The 17,217-nt window shown below is 59.1% G+C and carries 17 protein-coding genes; 5 read left to right on the forward strand and 12 right to left on the reverse strand.

Going from position 1 to position 17,217, the window contains the following annotated elements:
* Positions 1-6: 6 nt before the first annotated feature.
* The 6 genes from GQ39_RS14600 to GQ39_RS14625 form a co-directional block, all read right to left on the reverse strand.
* Positions 7-792: an IclR family transcriptional regulator gene (locus GQ39_RS14600; protein ID WP_047530998.1), complete on the reverse strand. Its 786-nt coding sequence runs from the start codon at positions 790-792 to the stop codon at positions 7-9.
* Positions 793-880: 88 nt separating this feature from the next.
* Positions 881-2,467 carry an MFS transporter gene (locus GQ39_RS14605; protein ID WP_047531000.1) on the reverse strand — a complete coding sequence of 529 codons (1,587 nt, stop codon included), beginning with the start codon at positions 2,465-2,467 and terminating at the stop codon, positions 881-883.
* 39 nt (positions 2,468-2,506) lie between these two features.
* A complete protein-coding gene (locus tag GQ39_RS14610) occupies positions 2,507-3,391 on the reverse strand; it encodes a fumarylacetoacetate hydrolase family protein (RefSeq protein WP_047531002.1) in 885 nt (294 codons plus the stop codon).
* Position 3,392: 1 nt separating this feature from the next.
* Positions 3,393-4,343 carry a VOC family protein gene (locus GQ39_RS14615; protein ID WP_047531004.1) on the reverse strand — a complete coding sequence of 317 codons (951 nt, stop codon included), beginning with the start codon at positions 4,341-4,343 and terminating at the stop codon, positions 3,393-3,395.
* A 66-nt stretch (positions 4,344-4,409) separates the two neighbouring features.
* Positions 4,410-5,168, reverse strand: coding sequence for an SDR family NAD(P)-dependent oxidoreductase (locus GQ39_RS14620; RefSeq protein WP_047531006.1), 759 nt, complete (start codon positions 5,166-5,168; stop codon positions 4,410-4,412).
* Positions 5,169-5,219: 51 nt separating this feature from the next.
* Complete coding sequence (locus GQ39_RS14625) at positions 5,220-5,456, reverse strand: ferredoxin (RefSeq protein WP_020300797.1); 237 nt, start codon at positions 5,454-5,456, stop codon at positions 5,220-5,222.
* Positions 5,457-5,818: 362 nt separating this feature from the next.
* Between GQ39_RS14625 and GQ39_RS14630 the strand changes: the two genes are divergently transcribed.
* The 4 genes from GQ39_RS14630 to GQ39_RS14645 all read left to right on the forward strand — a co-directional run bounded on the left by GQ39_RS14630 (position 5,819) and on the right by GQ39_RS14645 (position 9,606).
* A complete protein-coding gene (locus tag GQ39_RS14630; RefSeq protein ID WP_047538900.1) occupies positions 5,819-7,081 on the forward strand; it encodes an MFS transporter in 1,263 nt (420 codons plus the stop codon).
* 28 nt (positions 7,082-7,109) lie between these two features.
* On the forward strand, positions 7,110-7,430 hold the full coding sequence (locus GQ39_RS14635) for a 2Fe-2S iron-sulfur cluster-binding protein (protein WP_047531008.1): 321 nt from the start codon (positions 7,110-7,112) through the stop codon (positions 7,428-7,430).
* A gap of 20 nt (positions 7,431-7,450) precedes the next feature.
* Complete coding sequence (locus GQ39_RS14640) at positions 7,451-8,686, forward strand: NAD(P)/FAD-dependent oxidoreductase (RefSeq protein WP_047531010.1); 1,236 nt, start codon at positions 7,451-7,453, stop codon at positions 8,684-8,686.
* Between the two features lie 86 nt (positions 8,687-8,772).
* On the forward strand, positions 8,773-9,606 hold the full coding sequence (locus GQ39_RS14645) for an oxidoreductase (protein WP_047531012.1): 834 nt from the start codon (positions 8,773-8,775) through the stop codon (positions 9,604-9,606).
* Between the two features lie 43 nt (positions 9,607-9,649).
* Here the strand turns inward: GQ39_RS14645 and GQ39_RS14650 are convergent, their stop codons facing one another.
* From GQ39_RS14650 to GQ39_RS14670, 5 genes are all read right to left on the reverse strand, one after another.
* Complete coding sequence (locus GQ39_RS14650) at positions 9,650-10,000, reverse strand: nuclear transport factor 2 family protein (RefSeq protein WP_047531013.1); 351 nt, start codon at positions 9,998-10,000, stop codon at positions 9,650-9,652.
* 23 nt (positions 10,001-10,023) lie between these two features.
* Positions 10,024-11,325, reverse strand: coding sequence for an MFS transporter (locus tag GQ39_RS14655; protein WP_047531015.1), 1,302 nt, complete (start codon positions 11,323-11,325; stop codon positions 10,024-10,026).
* Between the two features lie 32 nt (positions 11,326-11,357).
* Entirely contained in the window at positions 11,358-12,146 is a 789-nt protein-coding gene (locus tag GQ39_RS14660) for an SDR family NAD(P)-dependent oxidoreductase (RefSeq protein WP_047531017.1), read from the reverse strand.
* 85 nt (positions 12,147-12,231) lie between these two features.
* Positions 12,232-13,263, reverse strand: coding sequence for a hypothetical protein (locus GQ39_RS14665; protein ID WP_047531019.1), 1,032 nt, complete (start codon positions 13,261-13,263; stop codon positions 12,232-12,234).
* 51 nt (positions 13,264-13,314) lie between these two features.
* Positions 13,315-14,592: a cytochrome P450 gene (locus GQ39_RS14670; protein ID WP_171902596.1), complete on the reverse strand. Its 1,278-nt coding sequence runs from the start codon at positions 14,590-14,592 to the stop codon at positions 13,315-13,317.
* Positions 14,593-14,774: 182 nt separating this feature from the next.
* On the opposite strand from GQ39_RS14670, the gene GQ39_RS14675 reads away from it, so the two are divergent.
* Positions 14,775-15,440 carry a TetR/AcrR family transcriptional regulator gene (locus GQ39_RS14675; protein WP_020300807.1) on the forward strand — a complete coding sequence of 222 codons (666 nt, stop codon included), beginning with the start codon at positions 14,775-14,777 and terminating at the stop codon, positions 15,438-15,440.
* A 101-nt stretch (positions 15,441-15,541) separates the two neighbouring features.
* Here the strand turns inward: GQ39_RS14675 and GQ39_RS14680 are convergent, their stop codons facing one another.
* The gene (locus tag GQ39_RS14680) at positions 15,542-17,146 is read right to left on the reverse strand and encodes a phytoene desaturase family protein (RefSeq protein WP_047531023.1); all 1,605 of its coding nucleotides are present in this window, start codon (positions 17,144-17,146) and stop codon (positions 15,542-15,544) included.
* Positions 17,147-17,217 lie beyond the last annotated feature (71 nt).

Below are 17,217 nucleotides of genomic sequence, written 5' to 3' on the forward strand. Positions count from 1 at the left end.
CGCGCCTCAGTAGAGTACGCCGGCCACTTCGCTACAGAACTCGATCAACGCCTTGCCCAGTTCGGCAAGGCCCTCTTCGTCCCGTTGGCCACGGAACATCACTGCTGACACGGTGAAATCGATGCTGTTGGTCGGTGAAAAGACCGGCGCCGCAATCGCAAGAATCCCCCCCGAGAAATGCCCGTCGTCCATTGCCCAACCACGCTCGGCAGCCTGTCTCACTTCCTCACGGTAAACCTCCAGCGAAAGAGGTTGAGCCCAACGAATCGTCTCGAAACTGCTCTGTACTTCCGGATCGTCGAGGTCGATCTGCGTAGCGAACAACCGGCCGCTGGCGCCCATCAGAATCGGCAGACGCTGACCTTCGGCCATGTCGATACGCACATCGGTCGGGCTTGCAGCGGAACTGACAATGACGATGCGGTCAGGGCTCATTTTTCGCCACAGGGTGATGGTCACCCGCTGGCGTGCAGCCAGGTTCTGCAACAGCGGTTTGGCCATCTGAACGCGATGACCCTGGGTAACCAATTGTTCGACCAGACGCGCCAGGCCCAGGCCCACGGTGTAACGCTTGGAAAGAGCACTGAAATCGACCACCTCCTCTTGCACCAGGGTACGCAGGATGTTGAAGCAGGTGCTTGGATTGATTTTCAGTTGCCGGGCGATGTCCACTGAACGTTCCGGCGTACCCACCTGACTGAGGTAACGCAAGATGCGTATGGCGTTGGAAACGGGTTTGACGAGGGTTGCGCCGGCCGATTTGCTGCTGTCGTTGACGTCAGTGAGTTCCATGCCCGATCCAGTAACTTTAGAGTGGCGCCATTCTAACCTGAGAATGATTGGCGTTGTAAAAGTTTTATCTGGGAATTATTCGATCACTTCAATCGGTTAGTTTCACTGGCGGCTGATAGATCAAACGACGGGTTTGCAGATCTTCGCGACGAAAACGCTCGATGAGACGCTCTTGGGCATGGTCGGCCTGGGTCACCCGAACCTGTTGGCGCAAGTATTCCAGCCAGGACTCGACAATAAAGCGCTCGCTGTAGAGTTGCGGGTCCGCCATGTCGCGGTACAAACGCCAGTTTTGCGCGCCGTTGCGCCGTCGCGCCTTGCCTACCGTGTACACAGCGGCCAGAAAGTCATCGCGGTCCGGCGCAGCCACCCGGTACAAAATCTCCACCGATACCGGTCCATCGGAATGGGACACCGGACTGGCCAGCTGGAGTGTGTCGGTCAACTGCACCTCGGCAAAGTCTGCTTCCTGGCCCAGTTCCACATGGCCATTTCGGGTCAGCGCGATGCCGACCAGCAACAACAGTGTCGAGAGCAACAAGCTCTGGCTCAACCCCAGATACTCGGCCAATGCCCCCCATATCGCACCGCCGGCCGCCATCGCGCCCATCAGGATCAACACATAGACCGATGCGACCCGTGCGCGCACCCAATTGGCGGCATAGGTTTGCACCACCGTGGAAATGGTCGCGTTGACCGCCATCCAGCCGAACCCCGCCAGCAGCATCATCGCGCAGACCGCATAGCGGTTGTTGGATAGCGCGGCAGTGAGGGTGGCGAGGGCAAAGGAGATGGCGCCGCAAACCAGCAGATGACGCATGCCCAATACGCGATACAGCCGCGGCAAGCTGAGCGCAGCCAACACTGCACCGGCGCCAAGAAACGCCATGAGCAAGCCATAACCACCGGCGTCCATACCCAATTCCTGCTTGGCCACCAGCGGCATCAAGGCCCACAAAGCGCTGGCACTCGTGGTGAACACCAGAACCTGCTTCATGGCGCTGAACAGGACCGCTGAATGCCGGATATAGCGCAGGCCACTGCGCATGCCACCGGTCAGGGTTTCCGGTGGCAAGCCCACGGCAGGCGGGTTGGGAGCGATACGAAAGAGGAATAGCAGCACCGCGAACATACACAGCGCGATCACCAGAAATACCGAGGTCGTGTTCCAGTATGCAATCAGTGCACCCGCCAACGCGGGGCCCAAAGCGCGGGTGGCGTTGATGGAAATTCCGTTCAAGGACACTGCGGCCGGCACCTGGTCGCGGGGCAGTACACCTACCATGGTCACCATCCACGCCGACATGCCCAGCGCACTGCCAGTACCGAGCACAAAGGTAAACGCCAACAAGCCCCAGGTTTCCAGGTGCGCGCTGTACGCCAGCACACACAACACCAGTGCGGCGAACAGCATCATGCACTGGGTAATGATCAGCCAACTGCGACGGTCCACCCGATCGGCAATCACCCCACCGGGAAAGGCAAACAGGAATACCGGCAGGGTCACGGCGGTTTGCACCAGAGAGACCATGGCTGCCGACGTCGTCAATGTGGTCATGATCCACGCCGCGGCGACCGTCTGCATCCAGATAGCCATGTTGACCACTGCGGCTGCCAGCCATAAGCCGCGGAACGCTTTGTTGCGAAACGGCGCCCACGCCGAACCCTCGCTCATCATCACTCCTCAGCGTCTATTCCTGTCAAAATCAGCGGGTTAGTTACCCAGCGGCTGACCCAGTCGCCCAGCCGCACGTGCGGGGCAGAGCTGGCGTGGCAGAGCGACGGTATTGCGCAGTCGGCCGACGCCTTGGATTTCAGCCTCGACCCGATCACCCGGCCGCAAAAAGCGCCCGCTTTCCAGGCCCACACCGTGGGTAGAACCGGTAAACACCAGGTCGCCAGGACGCAGACTGATGCGTGCATCCAGATAATTGAGCAACTCATCCAGAGGAAAAATCATCTGCCGCGTATTGTCCTGCTGGCGCAGTTCGTAGTTGACGCTGAGGCGTATATCCAGCGCCGGTTGCCCCATTACGCCCAATTCGTCTGCCGTCACAATCCAGGGACCTACCGGAGTAGTGCGGTCCATGGCTTTCTGGGTCAACAAGTCCAGGCGGCCGATCTGTTTACCGGCATCTCGAGCACTGATGTCATTGCCCACCGTGTACCCCAGCAGGCAGTCGCTGGCATGGGGTTCATCCAGCAACGGTCGGCCCACCACTGCGACCAATTCGACCTCATAGTCAAGCTGGGTTGTCAGCGGCGAATATTCGATCTCGTCATTGGCGCCGACCAGCGCTGACTCAGGTTTCATGTAGGCCAGAGGGTGTGCCGGCGCATCACTGCCGAGGCGCTTGAGGTGGCTGAGGTAATTGAGACCCACACCAAACACCCGACTGCCCGGTTCCAGCGGCGCAAGCAGGCGCGCAGCCGACAACGGCAACCAATCGCCACTCAGGTCCAGGGCGTCTGACGCAAGATCCGCCCCTAGCCCGGCCCAGTGGGTGAACGGCGCATCAATACGCCGCAGGCGGTCAGTTTGCGCATCCAGCAACGCCCAGAACGCTTGCCCTGCAACTTCGACCCGCGCCAGACGCATGTCAGCGCTTGGCCAGGTACGTCGGCAGGTACTCGGCGTCGAGCACTTCTTCCGGTGTCTTGACGCTGGCGCCGAGAATTGGCCCGACCATTTCGTGGCCCCACAGGCTGAGTTTTTCCGGATTCAGCTCGTAGGGATCGCCTTGCCATGGCTCGATTTCAGCAATGGTCTCGAAGGCAAACCCGGACGGATTGAAATGGTAAAACGACAGATGGGGGTCCTGAGCATGTTGGCCGAGGGTCATCATCATCGGCAGTTCACGCTGACGCACGATGTCGTAGGTCTCACCGACATCACGCACGTTGCGTACAAACAACCCGACATGCTGCACGCCCATGCGACCCGGCCCGTGGCCATACGCGATGTCATGACTGGTGTGATGGTTGAGTTTGGAGCGGAAGAATCCGGTTCGTCCTTTGCCCGCACCGGCGCCATACCAACTGAAACCCATGACGTTAAGCAGGAAGTCCTCCAGTTCTGGCGTGTAGTCCGGAGTGATCAGCACCACATGACCCGCACCTCGTTCGTCGGCAAGGAAACCACTGTGCGGACGGCCCGGCTGGAACGAGCGCGGCATCCATTTTTGCCCGTAAAACAATTCGTGCTGATACCCCACCGGGTCACGAAAACGCACTAATTCACGCACGCCACGCTTTTCGCACAGTTCAGCGTCACCGCGGGTGAAGTCGATATTGGCGGCCGCCAGCTTCTTGATACCGTCCTCGAACGCCATGCGCCCCACCGCTTCCCAACCGATGTAGACAATTCGGTCAACCTTGCCTGGATGGAAAGCGAAGCGATGGCGGCGATCATCGATTTTGAAGTACAGCGAATCGGGGTCACTCTCGGGGTTCTTGCCGATGCCAAAACCCATCACCTGCGGGCCGTACTCGCGCCACGCGTCGAGATTGGGGGACTCAAAGCCCATGTAACCGATACCGATGATGTCCACGTTATTCACCTTGTTATTGTTCGAGATGAAAGGGTGCCGGTAGCCCTTGCCAGGGCGCCGCGCGTGCTAGATCGCGAGTAACCCGCCGTCGATGACGAAGTCCGAACCGGTAATGAATGAAGCTTCATCCGAGGCGACAAAGACCGCCATCGCCACCACTTCCTCGGGTTCGCCGGGGCGATCCATCAATACCCCATCCAGCAGCATCGCGCGCATTTTTGGGTCTTCCAGAAACGGCCGGGTGCCCGGCGTCGCGACAAATCCCGGGCTCAAACTGACCGCACGGATACCGAACGGCGCGCCTTCTACCGCCAACTGGCGAGTGAAGGACACCACAGCGCCCTTGGCAGCGGAATGCGCGGAAATGCCGGCGACTTTCGAGCCACCCCACGCGGCGGTGGACGATACGTTGATGATCACTCCGCGCTGTTCGGCCAAGTGGTGCCAGGCATATTTGGTGGTATAGAACAGCAGGTCGATTTCGTTGCGCATGGTGTACTGCCAATCTTCGATCGACAGCTCGCTGACCAGCCCGAATCGTGCGGCGGAAGCGTTGTTGTAGAGAATGTCGATGCGCCCGTGTTCAGCCACGGAGGCATCGATCCAGGCCTTGGCCTGTTTGTGATCGCCCAGGTCCACGGGTGCCGAGCCATACAGGGTAAACCCCTCGGCTCGCATCAAGGCTGCCGTCTCCTCGTGGCCTTCGGCATTGAAATCGCAACCGACCACAATCGCCCCTTCGCGGGCAAAACGCAGCGCCGCCGCCCTGCCCTGGCCGCCGCCAGTACCGGTAATCAGCGCGACCTTGTTTGGTAATCGTCCCATAAGCACATCCTCACCTCAGTGGTTATCACGTTGCGGCTGACGCTCACGCCATCAAACAGCTTCGTCATCCGGGGTGATGGGCTCAAGCCAGATGGCCTCCGCAGGGCAGGCGGCTGCACCCTCACGAGCCTCCTCCTCCAACTCCGGCGGCACACGGGCATCGTCGAGGTACACCATGCCATCGGCATCAAGCTTGTACAGGCTGGGACAAATCGCAGCACACAAACCATAACCACAGCAGCGGCTTCGGTCGGCCACCGCTTTGAATTGCGCTTTTTCTGAACTCATTTTTTTCTCCTTTATCAGGTTCAGCCTCTGCAAATTATGAACACTTATTTATTTTATGTGCAATTAATTTTTAACGGGGATATGCTGAGACTCATCCGCTGTCGCTAATCACTGCCTTGGCATCAAAACGGGTGAATCGCAGCAGGATGTTGAACACGGCTGGCTTCAGAGTGATTCAACAGTGGGTGCAACGCATGAAATTCGTTTGTCCGTTAGTCAGATAGCTGCGCTGGACAAATCCGAATTTCTGATTTTATTCTGATTAAAAAACCAGATTCTGTTCAAAGAATCTGCTGGCGGTGGTCCACATCACCACTTGTAGCAGTGCTTGGCTCAACAAAACCTATAAGGAAGCCAACTTCATGCACCCGTCTAGAAACGAAGCGGCAATCGATCTGCGCGAGTTCCGCCAAAGCTGGAAAATCCTGATTTTGTCGGTCGCCGGAGTGGCCATCAGCATCAACGCCGCCCTGCTCTATGGCTTCGGCACACTGGTCGTGCCGCTCGGCGATGCCTTTGGCTGGAGCAAAAGTGAACTGCAAGCCTGCATCACCTTTCTGTTTGGCGGCGCGGTGGTGTCATTGCAGTTGGTGGGTTGGTTCAACCTGCGCTACGGCATGAAGCGCGTTACGGTTATTTCCCTGCTGCTGTTATCACTCGGCTACCTGGCGACCACGCAACTGACCCAATCGATATGGTCGATGTACATCGCCTTTGCGCTACTGCCCATCGTCGGCATGGGCGCGCTGGCGGTGACCTGGACCCAACTGATCAGCCTTTGGTTCGACAGCAATCGCGGCCTGGCGCTAGCCATTGGTCTGTCCGGGACCGGCGTCACCGCCGCCACCATCCCCCGCCTGATGGCTTGGGGCATAGAGCAATGGGACTGGCGTGCGGCCTTCGTGATTCTCGCGCTGCTCAACCTTTTGGTTCTGCTGCCGCTGATTCTGCTGTGGTTCAAGCTACCCACTGTTGCAGGTCACCGTGACGACGGCCATGTGCTGGAGCAATTGCCCGGCATGTCTTTTCGTGAAGGTATGGGCTCGCTGAAATTCTGGACCTGCAACCTGGCGCTCAGCCTGGTGATTTCTTCGATTGTCGGCATGGTCACCAGCACCGTGCCCATGCTGCAATCCCGAGGTCTGTCCGCTGGGGACGCGGCCACCATCTTCAGCTGTTTCGGTATTTCGCTGATCTTCGGCCGAATGCTGATTGGTTATTTGCTCGATCGCCTGTGGCCGCCAGCCGTGTCTGCACTAAGCCTGGTGCTACCCGCCGTCGGTTGTTTCATCTACCTGAGCCCAACCACCGAATTTGCCCCGCTCATGCTGGCGGCGGTGCTGGTTGGTTTCGGCGCCGGGGCGGAGTTCGATATTGCCGCATTCCTGATTGCCCGCTACTTCGGCCTGCGCGAATACGGCCGCCTGTTCGGCGTGCATCAGGGCCTGAATACCGTGGCCTCGGCGCTGGCCCCGCTGCTCTTCGCGTACATGCTGGCGCGCACCGGTTCGTATAGCGCGATGCTGGTGTACAGCGCCGCTTGCTGCCTGATCGGTCCGCTGTTGCTACTGACCCTGGGGCGTGTGCCGCGCTTCAATGCGCAAACCATTCCCAGACAATCCTGAGCCCCACCCAACAAGATCGGAGCAGAACATGCCCACATTGACGTTTATTGAACACAACGGCACCGCCCATCAGGTCAAAGGCGACATCGGCCAATCAGTGATGCAAGCCGCGACCTTCGCCTCGGTGCCGGGTATTTCTGCGGACTGCGGTGGTGCATGCAGTTGTGCCACCTGCCACACCTACATTGACGATGCCTGGCTGGGCAAAGTGCAAGCGGCGGAAGGCATGGAGAACGACATGCTCGAGTACGCTTTCGAGCGCCGTGACAGCAGCCGCTTGAGCTGTCAAATGATCATCAGCGAAGACATGGACGGCATGGTTCTGCACCTGCCGTCGTCGCAATTCTGAATGCGCTTGAAGGAGCTCCCATGACCCTCGCCTCAGTCGTTATCGTCGGTGCTGGCCAGGCCGGATTTCAGGTCGCTGCCTCCCTGCGTCAGGAAGGCTTTGACGGGCGCATCACCCTGATCGGCGATGAGCCAGGCCTGCCCTACCAGCGCCCGCCATTGTCCAAGGCCTATCTGCTCGGCAAGATTCAGGCGACCAATCTGCTGTTTCGTCCTGCGGATTTCTACACCACCCAGCGCATTGAACTGCTGCATGACCAGGCAACCGCGATCGACCGCCTGAACCGACGCGTGATATTGGCCTCGGGTGCTGCCGTCAGTTACGACCATTTGGTGCTGGCGACCGGCGCGCACAACCGCCCCCTGCCGGTTCCTGGCGCAGAGCTGCCGCAAGTGTTCGGTATCAAAACCAAAGCCGATGCCGACTCGCTGGCGCCGCTGGCTAAAGAAGCGCGCAACGTGGTGGTGATTGGTGCCGGGTTTATCGGCCTCGAGTTCGCGGCAGTGGCCGCTGCCCTAGGGGCTAACGTGCACGTACTGGAGCTGGGCGAGCGTCCCATGGCCCGCGCCGTTTCGCGGGAGATGTCCGAGCTGTTTGGCCAGGCACATGAAGCCTGGGGTGTGCATTTTGACTTTCGCCAAGGCTTGAGCCGCATCGACGGCGACAACGGCAATGTGTGCGCGGTGCAAACCGGTGATGGACGTGCGCTCCCAGCTGACCTGGTGGTGTTTGGTATCGGTGTGATCCCCAATGCACAACTGGCGACTGAAGCCGGTCTGGACATCGAGAACGGCATCAAGGTGGACGCCAGTCTGCTGACCTCTGACCCGCAAATTTCCGCAGTGGGGGATGTCGCCAGCTTCCCATGCCTGCAAAACAATGAGTTACACACCCGCCTCGAGTCGGTGCAGAACGCCATCGACCAGGGCCGCGCAGTGGCTGCACGCTTGATGGGCAAACCAGCGCCTTATAGCGCCCTCCCCTGGTTCTGGACCGACCAAGGCAACTTGAAACTGCAGATCGCCGGACTCTCCCATGGCTATGACAGTACCGTCGTGCTCGGTTCAGTCGAAGAACATCAAGCGTCCGTGCTGTGCTTCCGCAATGACCGTCTGGTGGCCGTGGAGTCCTGTAATCGCATGGGCGATCACATGGCGGCGCGCAAGATTCTCGCTCGCGCGCCCAAGCTGACGGCAGTCGAAGCCGCCACTGACGGGTTCGATCTGAAAGCTTGGGAAGCGGCCAACCGCGACTGAGCGTCGCACTGATCTTTCACGCCCGCTGCCGCGCCCGCCTCAAAGCTGACGCGGCATTTTTTTTGCACAACGACTGGAGCGATGCAATGAACAAAGTCTGGTTTATTACCGGTGCGGCCCGAGGCTTGGGTGCTGCGATCGCCAAAGCCGCGTTGGCCGACGGTGACCGTGTGGTGGTCAGCGGCCGGCGTATCGAACCGCTTGAAAACGTCTTCGCCGAGTACGGTGAGCGCGTTATGGCAGTGGCCCTGGATGTGACCGACGAAGCCCAGGCGCTTGCCGCCGTAGAGACTGCCGTCGCGCGTTTTGGACGAATCGATGTGCTGGTCAACAACGCCGGTTATGGCCAACTGGCGCCGTTTGAAGACAATTTCGCCAGCGACGCCGCCCAGCAATTCGCGACCAATGTGTTTGGTGTGTTCAACGTCTGCCGCGCCGTGCTGCCTGTCATGCGTCAGCAACGCAGCGGCCGGGTGTTCAACGTGTCTTCAATGGGGGGCATGGTCGGGATGGGCGGTGCGGCGTTGTACTGCGCATCCAAGTTTGCCGTGGAAGGTTTTTCCGAATCCCTGGCCCAGGAAGTGACGCAGTTCGGCATCAAGGTCACGCTGGTGGAGCCCGGGGTTTTCCGTACGGACTTTCTCGACCCCAGCTCCGCGGTCTTCGGTACCCGCGGGCTGGAGGATTACGCTGCATTCACCGCCAAGGTCAAAAGCGCTTCGGCCGCCTACAACCATCAGCAAACCGGCAACCCGGCGAAACTGGGCGATGCGCTGGTGCACCTGGCCAACAGCGAACATCCACCGTTGCGTTATCTGGCGGGCTCCGACGCTTATCAGCAGGTCAGCGACAAGCTCAACAGGATGCTCGCGGAAATCGAGCAATGGCAGCAGTTGTCCCATTCCACCGATGGCGTCTAGGCGCCGACGCGCACAGCCTTTCTGACGAGGCTGTGCGCAACGATTACTGGTTGATGAAGTAACGTACGGACAACTTTCCATCTTCGAACCGATACAACTCGATCGTTTCGATGCCACCTTCCTGCTCACGAAAGGCGTTCAGGTGATGGCACGCCGCTTCATTGCCATTGACGATGCACTGGCGCACCTCGACGCGAACCCTGGTTTGCTGCTGCGCCCACATGCCTTCCAGCACCTGCCATGCATCAGCCTGCGGCTTGCCGACGTATTCGATACTCAAGCCGTTGGGCGAGACGCTGCGATAGTGAGCGAAAAAGCCCTCTTTATCGCCTCGGTTCCAGCAGTCGATCTGCCCGTGCAGAAAGTGCTCGATGGTGTGTTTGTCCATGCTCATTTCACGTTCATCCTCAAGTGGGTTCAGGCATGTGGTCGTAGCTGGAGGTTTTGCTGACGGGCGAGGAAACTTAGCTCCATCCTCAACCACAGCAGAATGGTCGGGCCGATAATGGCGCAGCAGAAACAGCACACCAGCACGGCGGAATAGCTGCCGTACAGGTCATAAAGATGGCCGAACAGCATGGGCACCAGACCGGAAACAATGGTGATCAGGCACAGGTGCAGACCAAATATCCGCGCGTAGTCCTTCAAGCCGAAATAGCGCGCCATCAGGAATGCCGCCAGATCGAACTCAGCTCCGGCACTGGCGCCGATGCACAGGGTCGCCAGCACCAGCAACGGTGTGTTCTGCGCCCCGCCAAAGAGAAAGATCGCGCAGCCCAATGCGGGTAGCGCCAGGCTCACGGCGGCCACCACCGAAGGTGAATAGCGGTCCAGCAGATAACCCACCAACAAACGCCCGCCGATGATGGAAATACCAAAGGTGCTGAAGATCTGGCTGGCTTGCTGCGCACTCAGGCCCTTGCTTTGCAGCATCGGCACCATGTTGGTGACCATGCCGACGGTCAACGACACCGACAATATCAACGCGACGTTAAAGCCCCAGTACATGCCTGAGCGCAATGCTTGTTTGAAGGACATGCCGGACAGCTCCGGAAGTTCCTTCTGCGTTGTCGCGTCAGGACTGGCGAGCAGCGCCGGCATGCGCAGCCACATCAATGACAAGGGCAGCGTAAACAGCAAAGGCATTGCGCCCAATGCAATAAACCCGGCTTGCCAACCGTAGGCGGCAATCAGCCGCGACAACAGGGGTGGCAGAATCATTGCCATCAGCCCGGTGCCACACAAAATCACGGCCAGCGCCAGTCCACGGTTACGCTCGAACCAAAGGTTGACCAATTGCGTCCAGGTGATCGCAATGGTGCCGGCACAGATGATCGGCATGCTGAAAAACGCCAGGTACAACCAGCCGATCGAACCCTGAATCCGCGTGATCGCAAAGTAACCGACGATCTGCAGCACGATCGAAACAATCGCCACCCGGCGCAGGCCGAAGCGACGGTACAGCCAGCCGACCAGTTGCGTGGAAATCGCCACCCCGGCGAAGAGAAAGGTGATGGAGGCTTGCAAGTCGCCCCGGCTCCAGCCGAACGCCTGTTCCAGCGGAATCACCAGGGTGCCGAAGGCGTACAGCAACGCAGCGGTAATGCTGGTGCAGATGCCAAACAGGCCTAACACAACCACGCGCCAGCCGCGCTTGAACTCGGTAAAATCATTGCCAGCGTGGGCCGTGGTGTTGCTACTGCGTGTATCCGATGTCATGACCTGACTCCCATCGCGGACGTGCGACTTGATTAATGGCCCTTGAGGATTTCTTCGACCTTGGGCAACGCGATCATGGTGGCGCCGCCATCCACCAGCAACGAGGTGCCAGTGATATAGGAAGCCTCGTTGGAGGTCAGAAACAGTACGGCGTTGGCAATGTCGGCGGACTCGCCCAGACGCCCTACCGGGAAATGTGCAGCGAGTTTATGCGGCAGTTCATTGCCAAGGGTTTCGAGCATGTGGTCAGTGCCGATCAGTCCGGGCTCGACGACGTTGACCAGAATATTCATGGCGCCGAATTCCACCGCCAGGCCACGGGCGAAGGCATTCATGAAGGCTTTGCTGGAACCATAGGCAATCAGTCGAGGGGTGTATTTGCGGTTGGCTTCGCCGGACGAGATGAAAATCAGCCGGCCTTTGTCGGCGGCTTTCGACAGATAAGGTGCGCAGTCCTTGGCCAACCAGAACAACGATTGAATATTGCTGCGAACGATGTGATCAAAAGTGTCATCGGCCATTTCGGCGATCAGCCCGTGACTAGTATCGGCGGCGCAATGCACCACGATGTCCAGGCCACCAAAGTGCTCTACACCACCTTGCACCATTGACTTGATCGCCTCGCGGTCGGCGATGTCGCCACCGACCAGGCAGGCTTGCGCACCCAGGGCCTTGATCTGTGCGATCGTTTCTTCACCGTATCGAGCGGTGCGTGCCGACACCACCACCTTGGCGCCTTCTCGGGCATAGGCCAGGGCAATGGCGCGGCCCATGCCTCGGCCGGCACCAGTGACCAGCACGACTTTGTCACGGAATTTCATCGTGATTCCTCATTGTTGTTATTAGAGAGGCTACTGATGCAGCGTATGCGCCGGATAATGATCGCAACCCGGCGCACCCGGCTGATTACAGGTCCTTGCCTGGAACGTTGCGGGCCGAGCCGTTACGCCGGTCCGATTCGCCCCAGCCCAGCCAGTGCGAAGGCTCGCGGGTATCGCCAACCCGACGCCAGCGCCCTTCCTGCTGCGCCGTGATCGGGAAGCCGCCGACGAAGTCGATCATCTCGCCCTTCTCATCAGGCAAAAACTCCCACTCTTCCTTGCCTTCCAGCACGATTTTCGCGGACTTCAGGAAGTAGCTGCCGTCCTTGTGTTCGGTTTGTCCTTCGATATCGGTGGTGACCCGAACCTCGCCTTTCTCATTGTTGAAAATGGCGTAGCCCAAATGGTCGTGACCGACCATGAAAGAGCCGGTATCCCAGGTGCCGTCTTTATAAACGGTGACAAAGGACCACCAGATCACATGCTTGTTGTTGTTCACCACCAGGTCTTTCTTGAAGTGAATGGCGCCGCCTTCGGCCATGTAGAACTGGTCCAGTGCCATGGCGCCCTTGACCGGACGCCCCTCACAGACACCGGCGATGTCCCACAACTGCGAAACGTAGAAGGTGCCCCATTCCACGCCGGGTAAATACCACTGCAGTCCCGGACCGAGCAGACGCCCTTCGAGGTGAAACAGGCCTTCTTCTTTCCAGGTCAGCCGTTCGCTGCTAGCAGTGATTTCCCAGCCGTTGCCGGCTTCACCCGGTTGGCTGGCCCAGCGCGCGACATCGCCTTCCAGGCTGTGCACCGGCAGCGGTGTCAGCGCCTGGCGGGCCATTTTTTCGTGGTCCATGCGCAGGTTGACGTTATCGACGTGATTGTTCAGGTAAAAGAACTTGGTCGGGTTCGGTGTGCCGTTGGGCGCCATCAGCGAGCGGACGAAGGAATAGATATTGCCTTGCTCATCGCGCACAGATCCGAACGGCGAACTCTTGCTCAGGTGCAGGCCGAAGAAGCCGCGTTCCGATGACATCGACGCGCCTGTGACCTGGTGCGGCCCAACCAATTGTTGGAAGCCGAAATCACCGCGTTCTGGAATGGTTTTAAACGTTCTCATAATGCCCTCTGTTGTTTTTGTTGAGGCCTGGAAACGGATTTTCAGCCTGGTTCAGTCCCAGATCACCGGGAGCTTGGACACGCCGCGCAGTTGCGCACCGCCTATCAGCGGCACAGGCTCGCTCGGGTCGAGGCGCAAGTTTGGGAACAGATCGAGGATCGCGTTGACCGCGCAGCTGATCTCCACCTTGGCAACGAACTGACCGATGCACATGTGCGGGCCGAAGCCGAAACCAAAGGAGGGTTTTGGCTTGCGATCAATGTCGAATACATCGGGGTTTTCAAAGGAGTCTTCGTCGCGGTTGGCGGACACCACCATGCATTGGACGAACGAACCCTTGGGGATTTTCACGCCGTGAAATTCCACTTCCCTGGCGGTTTCGCGCACCTTGAAGGTGGCCACTGGTTCAAAGCGCGTGGTTTCGTCCATCAGCTTGCCGATCAGCGAGCGGTCGGCCTTGACTCGGTCCAGTAACCCGGGCGTGGTGAGCAGCAAGGTCATCACCGAGCCGAACATGCGCGTGGTGGTTTCGCCCGCGGCTGGCAACAGCGAGCGAGTGAAGGTGATCACCTCGTGGTCATCCAGCGTGCGCCCTTCGTACTCCGCGCGCAGCAAACGCCCGACTACATCATCGCCTTGGCTGCCCTCTGCACGACGTTGCACCACCACCTCGGCAAGCGCGTCGTACAGACCTTTGACGGCGATGCCGGCCTGACGTCGCGCTTCAACCATTTTGCTCGGGTCAATCTGGTTGCCGCCGACAATGGCCAAGGCCCACGCAGCGTATTGCTTGTACTTGGAGGGCTCATCCGAGGGGAAGCCCATCAAAGCGTACATGACGCGAATCGGCAGCTCGAGGCCAAACTTCATCAAGTCGGCCTTCTTCGCCGGCAACATCGGCTGGATGTACTCCTCGCGAATCACTTGATCGATCTGGGGGCGCCACTTGTTCACGGTCTCCGGCATAAAGGCCGGTTGCAGCAAGGCGCGCACCTTGCGGTGCTCGTCACCGTCCATGGCAAGAATGATCAAACCATCGAAAAACGCTCCAAGACCTTCGGCAATAAAACCGCTGGTATAGGTCGCACCGTCGCGCAGAACAGTCATTACATCCTGGTATTTGAACAAGGCGAAGGTCGGGCGAGTGCCCTGCTGGGTGCCGGCATTGGTCGGCACGCCAAACTGGGTGATGAAGTCGCCTTCATAGATGGGCGATTTCAACCGTTGCTCGCGGCACACCGCGTGAATATCCAGGTCGGTGCCGCGATACATTTCCGACACAGCGGAGTATGCGGTTGCCAGGTCCAGTGCTGCGCTTTCGTTGCTCATCAGGAGCTCCTGTCTTGTTTTTATTCTTCTTGCACACCAAGATTACCCGGCTGCCAACCCATGGTATGTGGTTGTGTCTGCCCCGGTAGTCCGCTTCGTTTGACTCGGGGTCAAACGAAGGCCCCCGGGGAAATGCTTCAAGGTGTGAATAACCTGGCCAAAACTGGCATGAGGAGGACGAGGTGGCGGTAAAGGCAGGAGAAGGTGGCGAACAGGGCAAACGCAATACGATGAATCGCCTGCTCGCGGCAGCGCGCGTGGAGTTCGCCAGAAAAGGCCTGGCTGGTGCGCGAGTGGAAGAAATTGCCCGGGAAGCCGGCGTCACCAAGCAGCTGGTCTACCACTACTACAACTCCAAGGAAGGCCTGTTTGTAGCGGTACTGGATGAATCCTCGGACAACATCATGTCCGAGCTGGTCAATCTCAATGTCGAAGAGCTTTCACCGCCAGTGGCGATGCGCGCCGTGCTCAACCATTTTTTCGACCAGTACCGTCTGGACCCCTTCCTCGGCAGCCTGGCGCTGGAAGGCATTCGCTACCATGACACCCACGAAACGCCGCGTAACCACTTTCTGGAAATGGCACCGAAGCTGATTGCCAAGCTCGATGCGATTCTGTTGCGGGGGGCGGCCAGTGGTGATTTTCGCGCAGACATCAACCCGCGCCTGTTGTTGGCCAGCGCTTCGCTGGTGACTACTGGCTGGTTTACCAACCGCTATTCGATGTCGGCGCTTGCCGGGCTGGATACGGACTCGGAGCAAGGCATGGCCACGTGGCGGCAGTACTCGGCGGATTTTGTGCTGGCGAGTATTTCGCTGGGGGCAGAAAAAAACGTCGACGGCGTTTAAGCACCGTTCACACACTCTCGCCCAATAAGCTTTCCCTGTGGGAGCGAGCCTGCTCGCTCCCACAGTGGGTTCTCTGTTGGGCTTGGAATCAGCGACCCGCTTCAGTCAGCCTTTTTACGCAAATACTTGCTCACCCGCTTGGCCGCCAAGCGCCCGGCCATGCCATTGACCCCGCCGCCCGGATGAATACCGGCACTGCCCAGATACAACCCCGCCACAGGCAAGGTATCGCCGCCCAAACCGTACGCCGGGCGCATGGTGCTCGAGCGCATCGAGGTGGTGTCGATATGCACCACGCAGCCATTCACCGTGTTCAAGCGCGCAGTAAAATCCGGAGCCGCCTCGATGTGTCGGCCAATCACCTGCCCCTCGATCCCATCGATGTAGTCATACAGCTGTTCCTGTACCTGATCAGCCACCCGCTCACGCAGCGCGTCCCAACCTTCATTGGGATTTACCGGCATCACCGGCGGATAGATGTACAACACATCCTGCCCGGCTGGCGCTTGTGAAGGGTCAGCCGAACTCGGAGCGGCGACGGTGATATAGGGCAATTTCGGTACTTCGCCACGGGCGCAGGCGGCGAAGTTTTCCAGCACGGCTTCTTCGGTGCCGATCAGCATGACGGTTTTACGCAAATCCACGCCATCGCCGCGAATGGCAGCGAAACGTGGCACAGAAATCTGCCCACGCAAGGCAACATCTATCTTTAGTGGCCCCGAGCCTTTGCCGTTGGCCGGCGCCATGGCGATGCGGGTCAACAGGTGTTTGGGAATCTCGCCGGGGGTAACCATATCCAGCGCCGGCTTGGGGTGGCAGCCAGCAATGACTGCCCGTGCGGTGAACTGACGACCATCCGCCAGTTTCACGCCTTTGATCAGACCGTCCCTGGCAACGATTTCACTGACGCTGGCCGACACCAGCACTTGCCCGCCCAGCTCTTCCAGTCGAGCCTGCATGGCATTGCTCAACTGCTGCATGCCACCCAATACCCGGCCCACGCCAAAACGATGGAGGAAACCAAGCAAGGCGTAATAGATGCCACCGCCATCGGCGCTGATGTCCCCCGCCAGGCCAGTGAGTGCGCACATTGCGGAAATGGTCAGCGGGTGTTCGAAGCGCTCACGCGCCGCCTGCAATGCAGAGCCCGTCATCAGCGCCATCAATTCGGGTTTCAAGGCTTTGTGTTTGATCGCGGTGCCAAGCATTTTCAGCTTCACGCCGAGGTTCGTTTTGGCCGGGTCGACACGCATCATCGGCAGCGCGATATCGAGGAACATGTCGATGACTTTCATGAACTGCAGAAACGCCTCGGCATCCTTGCTGCTGAACCGGCGGATCTCGGCGGCGGTTTTCTCGCGATCGCGCCAGAAGATCAGCGATTGCCCATCCGGGTGCAAGTACACATACCCCGGCGCAAGCTCTATCGATTTGAAACCGTGTCGATCAAGTCCCAGTTCCGCTGGTACATGGGAATGCACGCGCATCGACATCATGTCCAGGGCACAGGGATGAACCAGATGCTGCGGCGCTTCGGGTATCAGGTAACCCGAGGAGGCCATCCCGCCGACCTTGTCCAATGCCTCCAGAACCAGCACCTTCTTGCCTTCCAGGCCCAGGTAGCAGCCAGCCGAAAGGCCATTGGTGCCACCGCCGACGATGATCACATCAAAATCCGTAGTGCTCGCATTTTGGTTCTGGTTCATCAATTAATTCCAAGTCGAAGTTCAACCACAGCGGCACGCGGCGGCTATGGCGGCAAAGATCAACCGCGGCG

It is taken from the genome of Pseudomonas sp. 11/12A, from assembly GCF_000800055.1.
Taxonomy (GTDB): Bacteria; Pseudomonadota; Gammaproteobacteria; order Pseudomonadales; family Pseudomonadaceae; genus Aquipseudomonas; species Aquipseudomonas mohnii.

What these genes read in the sequence shown, in the direction of transcription:
- GQ39_RS14665 (WP_047531019.1), bottom strand. Translation starts at nt 13,263, where the DNA reads ATGAGAACGTTTAAAACCATTCCAGAACGCGGTGATTTCGGCTTCCAA.
- GQ39_RS14640 (WP_047531010.1), top strand. Translation starts at nt 7,451, where the DNA reads ATGACCCTCGCCTCAGTCGTTATCGTCGGTGCTGGCCAGGCCGGATTT.
- GQ39_RS14630 (WP_047538900.1), top strand. Translation starts at nt 5,819, where the DNA reads ATGCACCCGTCTAGAAACGAAGCGGCAATCGATCTGCGCGAGTTCCGC.
- GQ39_RS14600 (WP_047530998.1), bottom strand. Translation starts at nt 792, where the DNA reads ATGGAACTCACTGACGTCAACGACAGCAGCAAATCGGCCGGCGCAACC.
- GQ39_RS14635 (WP_047531008.1), top strand. Translation starts at nt 7,110, where the DNA reads ATGCCCACATTGACGTTTATTGAACACAACGGCACCGCCCATCAGGTC.
- GQ39_RS14610 (WP_047531002.1), bottom strand. Translation starts at nt 3,391, where the DNA reads ATGCGTCTGGCGCGGGTCGAAGTTGCAGGGCAAGCGTTCTGGGCGTTG.
- GQ39_RS14620 (WP_047531006.1), bottom strand. Translation starts at nt 5,168, where the DNA reads ATGGGACGATTACCAAACAAGGTCGCGCTGATTACCGGTACTGGCGGC.
- GQ39_RS14660 (WP_047531017.1), bottom strand. Translation starts at nt 12,146, where the DNA reads ATGAAATTCCGTGACAAAGTCGTGCTGGTCACTGGTGCCGGCCGAGGC.
- GQ39_RS14645 (WP_047531012.1), top strand. Translation starts at nt 8,773, where the DNA reads ATGAACAAAGTCTGGTTTATTACCGGTGCGGCCCGAGGCTTGGGTGCT.
- GQ39_RS14650 (WP_047531013.1), bottom strand. Translation starts at nt 10,000, where the DNA reads ATGAGCATGGACAAACACACCATCGAGCACTTTCTGCACGGGCAGATC.
- GQ39_RS14605 (WP_047531000.1), bottom strand. Translation starts at nt 2,467, where the DNA reads ATGAGCGAGGGTTCGGCGTGGGCGCCGTTTCGCAACAAAGCGTTCCGC.
- GQ39_RS14625 (WP_020300797.1), bottom strand. Translation starts at nt 5,456, where the DNA reads ATGAGTTCAGAAAAAGCGCAATTCAAAGCGGTGGCCGACCGAAGCCGC.
- GQ39_RS14680 (WP_047531023.1), bottom strand. Translation starts at nt 17,146, where the DNA reads ATGAACCAGAACCAAAATGCGAGCACTACGGATTTTGATGTGATCATC.
- GQ39_RS14670 (WP_171902596.1), bottom strand. Translation starts at nt 14,592, where the DNA reads ATGAGCAACGAAAGCGCAGCACTGGACCTGGCAACCGCATACTCCGCT.
- GQ39_RS14655 (WP_047531015.1), bottom strand. Translation starts at nt 11,325, where the DNA reads ATGACATCGGATACACGCAGTAGCAACACCACGGCCCACGCTGGCAAT.